The organism is Neobacillus niacini (assembly GCF_036961885.1).
GTDB classification, from domain to species: domain Bacteria; phylum Bacillota; class Bacilli; order Bacillales; family Cytobacillaceae; genus Neobacillus; species Neobacillus niacini_H.
In genome coordinates this window covers 18398-31785 of the sequence record NZ_JBALNQ010000013.1, presented here as the reverse complement: position 1 = coordinate 31785, position 13388 = coordinate 18398, and the positions used below count along the sequence as shown (strand labels likewise).

14 protein-coding genes are annotated in these 13388 nt (G+C 38.8%); 1 reads left to right on the top strand and 13 read right to left on the bottom strand.

Annotated elements, in window-relative coordinates:
- Nucleotides 1–129 precede the first annotated feature (129 nt).
- The 10 genes from rplI to V7124_RS07580 form a co-directional block, all read right to left on the bottom strand.
- A complete protein-coding gene (gene rplI, locus V7124_RS07625; protein WP_335487668.1) occupies nt 130–579 on the bottom strand; it encodes a 50S ribosomal protein L9 in 450 nt (149 codons plus the stop codon).
- Nucleotides 576–2552, bottom strand: a complete 1977-nt coding sequence (locus V7124_RS07620; protein WP_335414901.1) for a DHH family phosphoesterase — start codon at nt 2550–2552, stop codon at nt 576–578. Before V7124_RS07620 ends, rplI begins: the two co-directional genes overlap by 4 nt.
- A 26-nt stretch (nt 2553–2578) precedes the next feature.
- Nucleotides 2579–3523, bottom strand: a complete 945-nt coding sequence (locus V7124_RS07615; protein ID WP_335487665.1) for a YybS family protein — start codon at nt 3521–3523, stop codon at nt 2579–2581.
- Nucleotides 3524–3652: 129 nt separating this feature from the next.
- Nucleotides 3653–3889 carry a 30S ribosomal protein S18 gene (gene rpsR, locus V7124_RS07610; RefSeq protein WP_335415453.1) on the bottom strand — a complete coding sequence of 79 codons (237 nt, stop codon included), beginning with the start codon at nt 3887–3889 and terminating at the stop codon, nt 3653–3655.
- 55 nt (nt 3890–3944) lie between these two features.
- On the bottom strand, nt 3945–4484 hold the full coding sequence (ssb, locus tag V7124_RS07605) for a single-stranded DNA-binding protein (protein WP_335414895.1): 540 nt from the start codon (nt 4482–4484) through the stop codon (nt 3945–3947).
- A 61-nt stretch (nt 4485–4545) separates the two neighbouring features.
- The gene (gene rpsF / locus V7124_RS07600) at nt 4546–4833 is read right to left on the bottom strand and encodes a 30S ribosomal protein S6 (RefSeq protein WP_335415450.1); all 288 of its coding nucleotides are present in this window, start codon (nt 4831–4833) and stop codon (nt 4546–4548) included.
- A 177-nt stretch (nt 4834–5010) separates the two neighbouring features.
- Entirely contained in the window at nt 5011–6111 is a 1101-nt protein-coding gene (gene ychF, locus V7124_RS07595) for a redox-regulated ATPase YchF (protein ID WP_335414892.1), read from the bottom strand.
- Nucleotides 6112–6438: 327 nt separating this feature from the next.
- The gene (locus V7124_RS07590) at nt 6439–8427 is read right to left on the bottom strand and encodes a molybdopterin-dependent oxidoreductase (RefSeq protein ID WP_335487662.1); all 1989 of its coding nucleotides are present in this window, start codon (nt 8425–8427) and stop codon (nt 6439–6441) included.
- A gap of 75 nt (nt 8428–8502) precedes the next feature.
- On the bottom strand, nt 8503–8700 hold the full coding sequence (locus V7124_RS07585) for a DUF951 domain-containing protein (RefSeq protein WP_335414887.1): 198 nt from the start codon (nt 8698–8700) through the stop codon (nt 8503–8505).
- Between the two features lie 14 nt (nt 8701–8714).
- Nucleotides 8715–9590 (bottom strand): mechanosensitive ion channel family protein, encoded by an 876-nt coding sequence (locus V7124_RS07580; protein WP_335414884.1) that lies wholly within the window; start codon nt 9588–9590, stop codon nt 8715–8717.
- Between the two features lie 429 nt (nt 9591–10019).
- Between V7124_RS07580 and yyaC the strand changes: the two genes are divergently transcribed.
- Nucleotides 10020–10634, top strand: coding sequence for a spore protease YyaC (gene yyaC, locus V7124_RS07575; RefSeq protein WP_335487660.1), 615 nt, complete (start codon nt 10020–10022; stop codon nt 10632–10634).
- A 56-nt stretch (nt 10635–10690) separates the two neighbouring features.
- On the opposite strand, the gene V7124_RS07570 is transcribed toward yyaC, so the two are convergent.
- From V7124_RS07570 to V7124_RS07560, 3 genes are all read right to left on the bottom strand, one after another.
- Nucleotides 10691–11419, bottom strand: a complete 729-nt coding sequence (locus V7124_RS07570; RefSeq protein WP_335487657.1) for a DUF554 domain-containing protein — start codon at nt 11417–11419, stop codon at nt 10691–10693.
- 113 nt (nt 11420–11532) lie between these two features.
- On the bottom strand, nt 11533–12390 hold the full coding sequence (locus V7124_RS07565; protein ID WP_335487654.1) for a ParB/RepB/Spo0J family partition protein: 858 nt from the start codon (nt 12388–12390) through the stop codon (nt 11533–11535).
- On the bottom strand, nt 12383–13144 hold the full coding sequence (locus tag V7124_RS07560; protein WP_335414869.1) for a ParA family protein: 762 nt from the start codon (nt 13142–13144) through the stop codon (nt 12383–12385). The genes V7124_RS07565 and V7124_RS07560 overlap by 8 nt, the downstream gene beginning before the upstream one ends.
- Between the last annotated feature and the right edge of the window lie 244 nt (nt 13145–13388).

The following is a 13388-nucleotide window of genomic DNA, read 5'->3' as shown; positions in this document are numbered from 1 at the left end:
GAAGAGGATAATTTATAGTTTAATAGTTTTTATTTTAAGTACGTCCATAATGAAGAAAAGTGACCAGTATAAACCGATCACATCAACTTTAATTATTTTAACATGTTTATCTGAAATTTGAACTGGAAATTAATTTACTTCTTTCACTTGAACAGTTAAAGATGCTAAAACTTCATGATGGAGCTTAACAGGAACCTTGGTGTGGCCCAGGGTACGAATGGCATCTGGTAATTCCATTTTACGTTTATCAATTTTGATTCCATGTTTCTTATGAAGCTCTTCCGCAATTTGCTTAGTAGTAATGGAGCCAAATAGTCGTCCGCCTTCACCAGCTTTTGCAAATAACTCAACCGTTATTTTTTCTAATTGCTCACCCAGTTTTTTCGCTTCTTCAAGCTCTTCTGCAGCACGTTTGTCTTCCTTTTTCTTTTGTCCCTCTAGCGTGCTGATGTTAGTATTATTGGCTTCAATTGCCAAGCCTTGTTTAATTAAGAAGTTATGTGCATACCCATCGGCAACATTCTTTACTTCACCTTTTTTTCCTTTTCCTTTTACATCTTTTAGAAAAATTACTTTCATTCTTTTTTCCCACCTTCAAAATAGTCTTCAATTGCTAGCTTTAATTGTTGTTCTGCCTCTATTAATGAAATCCCTGTCAGCTGTGTGGCTGCATTTGTCAGGTGTCCGCCGCCCTGCAGCTTTTCCATTATGATCTGGACATTTACATTTCCAAGTGATCGAGCACTAATTCCAATAAGCCCCTCATTATTGCGTTTTGCAATGACAAATGAAGCTGCAACACCATCCATAGTTAAGAGCGTATCGGCTGCCTGGGCAAGAAGAACTTGATCATGAACTTCCGTTTCATCACCTTTTGCTATAGCAATTCCGTCGTGATAAAAAAGAACCGATTCAATTAACTTAGAACGCTTAATATACGTATCAACACTTTCTTTTAAAAATTTCTGAACAAGGATTGTATCTGCTCCTTGACCTCTTAGGTAAGAGGCAGCATCGAAGGTTCTCGCACCGGTTCTTAACGTAAAGCTTTTCGTATCCACCACAATTCCAGCTAATAATGCAGTTGCTTCAATCATTTCTATTTTACCGCGTTTTGGCTGGTATTCAAGAAATTCAGTCACAAGCTCTGAAGTAGATGAAGCATATGGTTCCATATATACAAGTACGGGATTATCAATAAATTCTTCACCACGGCGATGGTGGTCAATGACAACCACGTTATCAATCTTATTTAGCAGGCGTGCTTCAATTACAAGGGATGGTTTATGAGTATCAACAATCACCAATAGTGTTTTTTCTGTTGCAATTTCCAATGCCTCTTCTGGACCAATAAAACGTGAGAATAGTTGCTCCTGTTGACGGATTTCTCCCATCAACCTTTGGACAGCACCATCCATCTCTTGAGAGTTCAAGACTATGTAAGCATCCTTTTGATTCATTTGTGCTACTTTATAAATTCCAATTGAAGATCCAATCGAATCCATATCAGGATTTTTATGCCCCATAATAATAACTTTATCACTGGCTGTAATTAAATCCTTTAATGCATGGGAAATGACACGAGCACGAACCCTTGTCCGTTTTTCAACTGGATTTGTTTTACCGCCAAAAAATTTAACTTTCCCATTTGGATGTTTAATCGCTACTTGGTCTCCGCCTCTTCCTAAAGCTAAATCCAAGCTTGATTGCGCTAACACGCCTAATTCAGGCAGTGAAGGCGTCCCAGCACCTACTCCGATACTAAGGGTAAAGGATATATTTTGTTTCGAAGTCATTTCCCTTATTTCATCAAGAACAGGAAATTTACCTTTTTCCAATAATTGCAAAATAGCTTCATTAAACACCGCAATAAACCGCTCAGATGAGATTCTTTTTAAAAATATCCCATTGTCCTGAGCCCATCTATTTAAGGTTGACGTAACCATATTATTAATGCTGCCACGCATCTGATCATCCATACCTTGTGTAAGTTCATCGTAATTATCTAAAAAGATAATCGCAATAACGGTCCGCTCATCATGGTACATTTTTTCAATTTCTTTTTGCTCGGTGACATCAAAGAAGTAAAGGAGCTTCTCTTCACTTTTAAGAATCACTCGGAACTTTCGTCCATGGAGGGTAATGATCTCCGTTTCTACTTCTTGTTTAATTAACGGTATTAACGTGTCCCCGACTTCATAGAGAGACTTTCCGATAAGCGTATCTGCATCAAAATAGGAGGAAAGAAAAGGATTCGTCCACTCGATAAAATAGTCATCATTGATGAGCATAATCCCGATTGGCATTTCCATCAGAGCCTCTTCGCCTACCCGTTTTACACGGTAAGAAAGGGTTGAAATATAGTCTTCCATCTCTTTTCGTTGGCCGGAATCAACAACGATCATATAGTACAGCGGCGGAATGATTAGAATGAATCCAATCAAGCTAAGTATCCAATTGTAGTAGGTAAGGACAATGAGCAATACCACTGTTATGCCTATTAACCCGTAAAAAGGATAACGAATTGAGCGCTTTTCAATAAATGCAGGCAATTTTTTCAGCTCCTAAACAGTAGTCATCACTCTTTTTTAGTAAAGCCTTTTCGTAAACCAAAGCCTAAATCAATTATACCTAATATCCCTACAATATAAAGGAAAATTGGCATGATGAAAGTGAAAATTGCTATCGTTATAGAAACTGCTTTTGAAACACCCTTTTGGTCAAAGAAATAAAAGAGAAACGTATATCCCTGCAGAATGATTAAGAATTGAAGGATATAAGTCATATTAATTATTGCCATATACCAGAAGGTTCCTTCTTCGGGGTTCAACAGCATACTGGCGATCAACGTAAGAAGAAAATAATAGATTAAACTTTTTGGCAAGGAAATATCTTTAAAGCTTTTCCATTTTTCTACTTTAACCCCAAATCTCCTAATAATCGGAAACGATACAAGCTGGATAATAAATACGATAGAAATGGAAGAAAGAACAAATAATGTAGGAATTAAGGTTTTAATAAGATTTAATCCGTTATTAAATTGTTTAATGACCTTTTCTGTGTCTTGTGTATTTCCGAAATTCTTTAATAAATCTGCAGAGGTATTGATTGATTGGCGCATCATATCAACCATTTCAGTAATCATATCCACTTTAAAAAATGCAATACTTGCCACATAAATAATAATTAAATTTGTTAAAAAGACAAGGGACCCACTTAAGAATATAACGCCAATATTCTTCTTTCTTTGAATAAAATACCCAATTACGACTCCGGTTGTACCATATGCAAGTGCTAATGGCAACGACATAATCGTTCCTACAATGAACGAAAGTAGAAGGGAGGCTATAATAAATACAGAAATACTTTTAATATCATTCTTGGCTGCAAAAAGCATAAATGGCACAGCTAAAAACAAATTTACGACCATGCCCAATAATGGAACATATATCGTAAGTAATAATAGGACCGCAAAGGCTGCTAAAAGGATAGCACCCTCTGTTAGTTTACGAACATTTTTCACTACTTCACCTCAATTAATTAAAAAAGCCTATTTCTTAATTTTAGCTAGAAAAGCTCATCTATTCAACCATTTGAGCAAGATAAAAGAAAAAGACAGCAAGGGTGAGACCCCCGCTGCCTTACATTCGATTTATTCGCCAGCCACGAATGGTAATAATGCCATTTGACGTGCACGTTTGATTGCAACTGTTAATTTACGTTGGTATTTAGCGCTAGTACCAGTTACACGACGTGGTAAAATCTTTCCACGTTCAGAGATAAACTTTTTAAGTAAATCTACTTCTTTATAATCAATACGAGTGATACCGTTTGCTGTAAAATAACAAACTTTACGGCGCTTCGCGCGTCCGCCTTTACGTCCTCCCATTGCCATGAAAATTCCCTCCTTTATCATTTTCTTAACCGCTCATAAAAGGTTTACTTTAAAATGGTAAGTCATCATCGGAGATGTCTATTTGACCGTTACCTGCGAACGGGTCTTCATCCACTTTAGTATTATAACTTTTATTATTGTTATTATTATTTTGATATTGGCGTTGATTCTGATTCTGATTGCCGCCGCCATAAGGATTTCCTTGTGGTTCCCTTGGTGGAGCACCGAAGTGATCATTGTCGCTTCTTCCGCCACCGCCGCCAGATGCGTTTTTAGGTTCAAGAAATTGAACACTTTCCGCCTGAACTTCAGTTACGTAAACACGCTTACCATCTTGTCCTTCATAGTTGCGAGTTTGAATGCGCCCATCTACTCCTGCAAGGCTGCCCTTTTTCAAGAAGTTTGCCACATTTTCAGCAGGTTTCCGCCAAACAACACAGTTTATAAAGTCTGCTTCACGCTCACCTGACTGACTAGAAAACGGACGGTTAACAGCTAAAGTAAAGGTAGCAACAGGAACCCCATTTGGTGTATAACGCAAATCAGGGTCTTTAGTTAAACGGCCAACAAGCACGACACGATTCATCATCAGAATCAACTCCTTTTCTTTATGGAGAATGTTTCATGTGAAACATTCTGACCAATTTATATTAAGCTTCTTCTTTAATTACTAAATGGCGAATGATATCTTCGCTGATTTTTGCAAGACGAGAAAATTCTTGTACCGCGTCAGCTGAAGATGTAGTTTTCACGATTTCGTAATATCCATCACGGAAATCGTTGATTTCGTAAGCTAAACGACGCTTACCCCAATCTTTTGTTTCAGCAGTTTCCGCACCATTATCAAGAAGAATTGTGTTAAAACGCTCAACAAGAGCTTTCTTTGCTTCATCTTCAATATTTGGGCGGATGATGTACATGATTTCGTACTTATTCATCACAGTCACCTCCTTTTGGTCTAAACGGCCCACTTTTGGGCAAGGAGCAATTATTCATTACTCACAAGTTAAAATTATAGCATAAGCGAGCCTTAAATGCAACATTGTTCACCATTTCTAGATTTTTCGTTCCACAATTAATTGGCAAAAAACCTTGCAGAAGCAAGGCTTGCCATTTTACACATTAAAACGGAAGTGAATAACATCTCCATCTTTTACGAAATACTCTTTACCTTCTAAGCGTACTTTTCCGGCTTCCTTCGCTAAGTTATAGCTTCCTGCCGCTAATAGATCGTTATAAGAAACCGTTTCGGCACGAATAAAGCCGCGTTCAAAATCGGAATGAATGATGCCTGCACATTGTGGAGCTTTCATGCCATTGATAAACGTCCAAGCACGAACTTCCTGGACACCTGCTGTAAAATAAGTAGCTAATCCCAACAGGTCATAAGCTGCACGAATTAATTGGTCAAGTCCAGATTCTTTAATGCCAAGCTCTTCAAGGAACATTTGCTTTTCTTCGCCTTCCAGTTCAGCAATTTCTTCCTCGATTTTTGCACAAATCACAATCACTTCAGCATTATCTGCCGCAGCAAACTCACGAACCTTTTGTACATATTCATTTCCGGATGGATCAGCAACATCATCTTCACCGACGTTAGCCACATATAGGACAGGCTTAATCGTTAACAGGTGAAGCATTTTTGCAATTTTCATTTGTTCTTCGGTAAATTCAACGGTCCGTGCTGGTTTTTCCGCTTCAAAGGCCTCGCGAAGCATGGAGAGAACTTCAAACTCAGCAACTGCGTCTTTATCCTTTTGCTTAGCTAATTTTTCAACCCGGTTAATTCGTTTTTCAACAGACTCCATGTCTGCAAGAATTAACTCCAAGTTTATCACTTCGATATCGGAAATCGGATCGACTTTACCCGCTACGTGAGTAATATTATCGTCCGCAAAGCAGCGGACAACCTGGCAAATCGCGTCAACTTGACGGATGTGGGAGAGAAATTTGTTTCCAAGTCCTTCGCCCTTACTTGCACCCTTTACAATTCCTGCAATATCGGTAAATTCAAATGCAGTAGGAACCGTCTTCTTTGGTTGAACAAGCTCAGTTAATTTATTTAGGCGTTCATCTGGAACCTCTACGATTCCTACGTTCGGATCAATCGTACAGAACGGGTAGTTAGCTGATTCGGCACCAGCCTGTGTGATTGCGTTAAATAATGTAGACTTGCCCACATTCGGAAGTCCTACAATACCTGCTGTTAAAGCCATTTACGTTCACTCCTCAAAAAGAATATCTATTTGTAAGTCTGTGTTAAACTGGGCTGTTGATTTACGCTACAGGCGCTACGCTTTCCGCGGGCTCGCCGTGAGCCTCCTCGCAGCTTCGCACCTGCGGGGTCTCACTCTGCTCGTACATCCCGCAGGAGTCGAGCGCCTTTCGCTCCAATCAACAGGTTTAAAAACAACAGTCTCCTTTGAACACAGCCCTTTTAAAAATAACGTCCAAGAATTATTAAAAAGCCTCTCACAATTATAGGCATTAGCTGTTAAAAAGACAAGCTAGACAAATATAAAAACTGCCGCATGAAGCGGCAGCTATGTTATTTTTTCAAGATTAACAAGACAATCGTACAATGTACTACCAAGTCCATTATCAGATTCACGACTCGATGTTAAGCTATTAACCGAGCCGCCAAATTGTTTCCAAATTCCTTCATCGATGTTAATCGTGTTAGGATGTGCTTTTGGCAATATAGAGAGAGAACCCCTTACTTCCCCGCGCTTATTCCAAACTCTCACCAAATCACCATCCTTCAGCTGTTTGTCGGCTGCAATATTTTCAGCCACCTCTACCTTTAACTGCGGAGCTTTCGGAAAGAGATGATAATGTTGCGAATGGTTTGATCGTAAGGGATGAATGGTTAATAAGTTATACGGGAAATCTTGAGCCAGTTCAGGATTGCTCCACTTTGATTCATCAGGCACTGCTAATGTCAGCTCACCCTTGTATGTAGCCGTGAACTCAAATTTACCTGATGGAGTTTTGAACTGAAAGTCACTCCAAGGAATCGGTTTTACTGGCAACTCAAGTGTTTTTCTTTCCTTAAGGGTATCCAACGTTATTCCCTTATCAGCTAACGACTGAAGAGTCATTTCCAGCCATTGATTTCTTGAAAACGTAAAATCATCACCAAAACCAAGTCTCTCGGCAAGCTGGGTCCATATCCACAAATCAGATTTTGCTTCTCCTGGAGCTGGAACAAGTTTCGGACCATAATTGACATAATGATGATACATTGAAGAATAATAAAGATCTTCTTCCTCAAAAGAGGTGGTGGTTGGCAGGATATAATCGGCCAACCGAGCTGTATCTGTCATGAATTGGTCAACGGCAACGAGTGTGGAGATTGAAGAAAATGCCTTTTCGACGACCGAGGAATCGGGAAGCTGTGTCAATGGATTACCACAGGTGACGATGATCATCTTTATTTCTGGATTTACTGCTGCTAGGACTTCCTCCGCCTGCTTCATAATCGAAAACTGCCTGTGGCTGGTCTTACTTCCGCTTAAGGTTAAATTACCGATATCAAAACTCTGTCCTACTTGGAGATTGGCATAATTGGCGCCGCCACCATGGATTCCAATATTACCACTAACCGCTACAAGTGCATCGATTAAACGGATCGTATTTCCACCATTTTTGTAGCGCTGTAATCCAAGTCCCATATAGGTAGAGGTTGGTCGATCCGCAAAAACCTTTGCTAACATTTGAATGTTTTCAATAGACACCTCTGTCATTTCACTAATCTTCTCTATTGTTAGACTATCAACTAATTTCTCTACATCGTGAAAACCCTGTGTATGCAGTTTAATAAACTCCCGATCCTCGAGCCCTAAACGAAGAACTTCCTTCATAATCCCAGCAGCCAATATACCGTCCATTCCTGGTTTAACTGATATATATTTATCTGCTATTTTCGCAGTGGCATTAAAAAGCGGATCGATAACAATGATATTCGCTCCATTTTTTCTAGCTTCAAGGAGCTTTTCGTAAAAGTGCATATTGGTTCGTGCGACATTTCTTCCCCAGACGACAATGTTTTTACTTGCCAAAACATCATCCGGTACATGGCCATAGGCATCGCCAAAATCCCATTTCTGTGCCTCAATTCCTGCCCCCCAACAGAGGGAACCATAAATTTCTGTGACACCGCCATAACCATTAAAAAATCGTTGATCGAGATTTTTTAGTACTCCGTTGTTTGCATAATCATGACTGTGGAGGACAGCAGTGGAACCGTATAGATCTTTAATTTCTTTTAAGTTGAAGGCTATTTCATCTAGAGCCTGATTCCATGTGATTGGTTTAAATTCACCGTTTACTTTTTTTAAAGGATGGAGAAGCCGTTCAGGAGAATTTGTCCGAGTTTCTAGCATCCTGCCTCTGCCACAAATTTTCCCCTTGGTAATCGGGTGAGACGGGTCACCTTCTACTTTGATGATTTTGTCATTCTCCACCGTTACATGAAAACCACAGCTATCCCAACAATTTAATGGGCAAGCCGATTTCAGAATTTCAGCCAAATTCTCCACCTCCGCGAATAAATTTCTACTTTTCTAATAAGAATAATACAGATAGGCAAAAAAAAGAAGCACGAACTATTGCTCATGCTTGACCAATATTTTCTTCATTTTTCGTGAAAATTCCCTTCTTGGAATCATCACACTATGTCCGCAGCCTTCACATTTAATGCGAATGTCCATCCCCATCCGGATAATGATCCACCGATTTGTCCCACAAGGATGCTGCTTTTTCATTTCAACGACATCATTTAACCCGAATTCTTTTTCCTCCATCAAATACACTCCCTTTAAACGCTAGGTTCATTAACATTTCCTGAATTCTTTGAGTACATGACCATACGTGGATATGGAATTTCGATTCCATGCTCATCTAAACATTGTTTTATGTCACTTTTTATTTTCCTTGTAACACCTGCATGCTTCATTGGCAATGTTTCTGCTACAATCCGCAACACAACCTCTGAGGGTCCTAAGGTTTGAACACCTAAAAGCTCAGGCGTCTTCGTTAATTCCTGATATTGGTCAGGCATTTTTTCAAGTAACTCCTTTATTACCTTTTCTGTCTTTTCAATATCCTCTTCATACGCAACAGAAATATCAATAATTGCAAGGCTATTATTTAAAGAAAAATTGGTTACCTGAATAATACTCCCATTCGGCAAGATATGGACTTCGCCTGTCCAACTTTTTAACTTTGTTGTCCGTAAACCAATCGTTTGAACCGTACCTTCAAATTGGTCAATCCGGACATGGTCGCCAACAGAAAACTGATCTTCAAAAATAATAAAGAAACCACTGATAACATCTTTGACAAGACTTTGAGCTCCAAAACCAACTGCGAGGCCGACAACCCCCGCTCCAGCAATCAGCGCTTTTACATCAATCGTTAGGACAGAAAGAATCATCATGAATGATATAAAATAAACGACATATGTAAGCACATTATCGAGTAGTTTTGATAATGTTCCTTCCCTTCGTTCTGAAGTCTTCAAGGGAGAACGAGTCCTAATTTTAAATACATTATCGATTGCCAAGCTTCCAATTTTAATAAGTATTTTGGCGATTATTAAAATAGCAATAATTTTAAGAAACCCTTCCCCGATGGCCAGCCAAGTATCTTCATTTTGAAATTTATCAATCAATTTTTGATTAATCGAATTCATCGCTCCATCTATTCCTCTCTATCAACTGAATCACATTTATTTTATCAATTTTCCTTTGTAGTTTATAGTATTGAATTTTATTCTTTTTATTTACCTTGGAATATCTTTTATTCACCATGTATAGATTTTCATAATTTTCCGTATACTGTTAAAAAGCTGTGTTAAACCTGGCTGTTGATTTGCGCTACAGGGGCTACGCTTTCCGCGGGCTCGCCCGTGAGCCTCCTCGGTCCTTCCGACCTGCGGGGTCTCACTCAGCTCGTTCATCCCGCAGGACATTGGAATTACTTCCTTGAGTTTGCCCACGCACGAAGAAAATGCGTTAGCATTTTCGAGGAGTCGAGCCCCTTTCGCTCCATTCAACAAGTTCTTAAATCAACAGTTTCTATTAACACAATCAAAAAGTATCACAACCTGAGGAGTGGGCTTATGAATCTGAAACCTAGTTTTTTTGATAGGAGGGCCAATACACAGCGAATTATCCATGATGATTTTCAAGCTGTTGAAAATCTGGCACTGGAATTACTAAAGTTTCTGCCCAGCACATCAACACGTCCCATCGTATTTGTATGTATTGGAACCGACCGCTCCACTGGAGATTCATTGGGTCCACTTGTTGGATCTTTTTTAGAGGAAAAGGATATTCCTTCCTATCATGTTTACGGAACATTAGATGAACCCATACATGCCGTTAATCTTGATGAACGTTTGGGAGAAATTATGCTTAAACATCATGAACCTTATATAATTGGAATAGATGCATGTTTAGGGAGAATGAAGAATATTGGGGTTATCCAAGTAGCTGATGGACCCGTTAAACCAGGTGCTGGTGTAAACAAAGAGCTTCCTGCAGTCGGTGATATTCATATAACTGGAATTGTTAACGTGAGCGGTTTTATGGAGTTTTTTGTCTTACAAAATACCCGTCTTAATCTAGTGATGAAAATGGCAAAAACAATTGCAAATGGAATTTATCAAGCAAGTATTCTCCAATCAAAGGGACGTCTGCAGGACCTGCAGCAAGAACATAAAAAATCCAATTAAAGAGCAATCAGGATTTAGTCCTAATTGCTCTATTTTATTTACAGATATTGTATATTTTAAACAAATAAATGATATTGATAGAGAATCGTAACGATAATCCCAGTAACGACAATAGCAGGAAGTAGGTTCGCGACCTTTATTTTTGCTAATCCAGTTAGATTTAAACCAATAGCAAAAATCATAATCCCACCAGTTGCTGTCATTTCCACAATAAATTGGTCCATCAGAAGCTGGGGAACAAGACGGTCAATTTGGGTTGCAAATAAAGCAATAATTCCTTGATAAAGCAGTACAGGAATAGCTGAAAAAATAACCCCTATTCCAAGAGTCGTTGTTAAAATAATTGATGTGAATCCATCGATTATTCCTTTCGTATACAATACATCATGATCACCGCGAATCCCACTATCAAGTGCTCCAATGATCGCCATTGCCCCAATCACAAAGATCAAGGTTGCTGTAACAAAGCCTTCGGAAATACTTCCTTTGCCTGTAGAACCTAGTTTAGTAGAACCTAGTTTTCTTTCTAGCCAAAGTCCAAGTTGATTCAGTCTCTCATCCAATTGCATTAGTTCCCCAAATACAGCTCCCAACACCAAACTAATAATAACAATCAGGAAATTATCACTTTTTAAACCCATCTGTAAACCGAGTACCATCACCGATAGGCCTATTGCATACATAACTGTTGTTTTCATGCTTTCCGGAATCCGGTTCAAAAGCTTCCCGATTAACGTGCCAATAATAATTAGTAATCCATTTACTAGTGTTCCTAATAAAAACATTTTTTTCACCTATTCTTCGAATCTCGAAATTTATAATAGTATTAAACTATCATGTTTTGCTGCCCGTGAAAAGATAATTATTCAGCAAAAAAAATAAACCATCCGTTGATGGTTTAAAGTGAATCTTCTTGACCAAGCATCTCTAGAATACGTTCTAAATCTTCTTTTGAGAAGAATTCAATTTCAATTTTCCCTTTATTTTTGGTTTGCTTGATATTTACAGTCGTTCCAAACCGCTCACGGAGGGATGTTTCACGTTGCTGAATAAAGATATCCTTTTTCTTTTCAGGCTTCTTTGTTTCACGTGGAACATTTTCATTTACGTGCTGAATGAGTTTCTCCAATTGGCGGACATTCAATGATTCTTGAATAATCTTATCCACTAAAGCTGGCAACTTAGCCTTTTGACGGAGACCCAAAAGAGCTCGGCCATGACCCATTGAGATCTTCCCATTGGAAATTAACTCTTGAATCTTAACGGGAAGAGAAAGGAGCCGTATATGGTTCGCTATATGAGGGCGGCTTTTCCCTAAACGCTTTGCTACCTCTTCTTGGGTGAGTTTTAACTTTTCCATTAACGTTTGGTATGCCTGTCCTTCTTCAATCGGGTTCAAGTCCTCACGCTGCAGGTTTTCCAAAACAGCTAACTCCATCATTTGCTGTTCCGTTAACTCTCTAACAACAGCCGGTACAGTTTCTAGTTTTGCTTCCTTAGCTGCTCGGAATCGTCTTTCTCCGACAACTATTTCATAGCCTTTAATGCTTTTTCGCACAACTAGGGGCTGGAGAATGCCATGCTCTAAAATTGAGGCTTTCAATTCATCAATCGCCTCTTGTTGGAATGTTTTCCTTGGTTGGTAAGGGTTTGGACGCAATTCTTTCACACTAATCTCTTGGACAGTCTCTTCCTTACCGGCTTCGATATTTGTAAAAAATGCATTAATGCCCTTTTTCCCAAGACCTTTAGCCATTTGAGACCACTTCCTTTGCTAAATCTAAATAAACTTCTGCCCCACGCGATTTTGAATCATACGTAATAATTGGTTCGCCATGGCTCGGTGCTTCACTTAGACGTACATTTCTTGGAATGATGGTTTTATATACTTTGTCTTGAAAATACTTCTTAACTTCTTCTATGACTTGGATACCTAAATTGGTTCTGGCATCAAGCATCGTAAGTAATACACCTTCTATTTTCAAGTCTTGATTTAAGTGCTTTTGTACAAGACGTACAGTATTTAATAACTGACTTAAACCTTCTAAAGCATAATACTCACATTGAACTGGAATTAATACAGAATCAGAAGCAGTTAACGAGTTGAGCGTCAATAATCCTAATGAAGGTGGACAATCAATAATAATATAATCAAATTGATCTTTAACCTCTTCAAGAGCACGCTTTAAACGGACCTCTCTTGAAATAGTAGGAACAAGCTCAATTTCCGCTCCAGCCAGCTGGATGGTTGCAGGAATCGCATACAAATTTTCTACTGTTGTTGGTTTAATGACGTCCTTGGCTTCGACATCATCTACTAAAACATCGTATATACACTGTTCTACATCTGCTTTTTCAATTCCAATTCCGCTTGTTGCATTCCCTTGAGGGTCAATATCTACTAATAAAACCTTTTTCCCAATGTATGCTAAGCAGGCGCCTAGATTGACAGAGGTAGTTGTCTTTCCAACTCCGCCTTTTTGATTCGCGATTGCAATCGTTTTGCCCACGATGTCACCTACCTTGTTTCTAATAAGATACTTAAATTCTAGTAATTGTAACTAGTTTTCTCGGCTGTCTAGCAAGTAAAACTAGCAATAAATTTCCATGCTCTGTTATTTTATCATGAAACTGTTTCATTGTTATTTTTTTTCATAAAATATTCATGACGATTAAAAATAATATTTTACATTTTTTTACAAAAAACAAGCTGTTGATTTGCACTACAGGTGCTACGCTTTCCGCGGGCTCGCC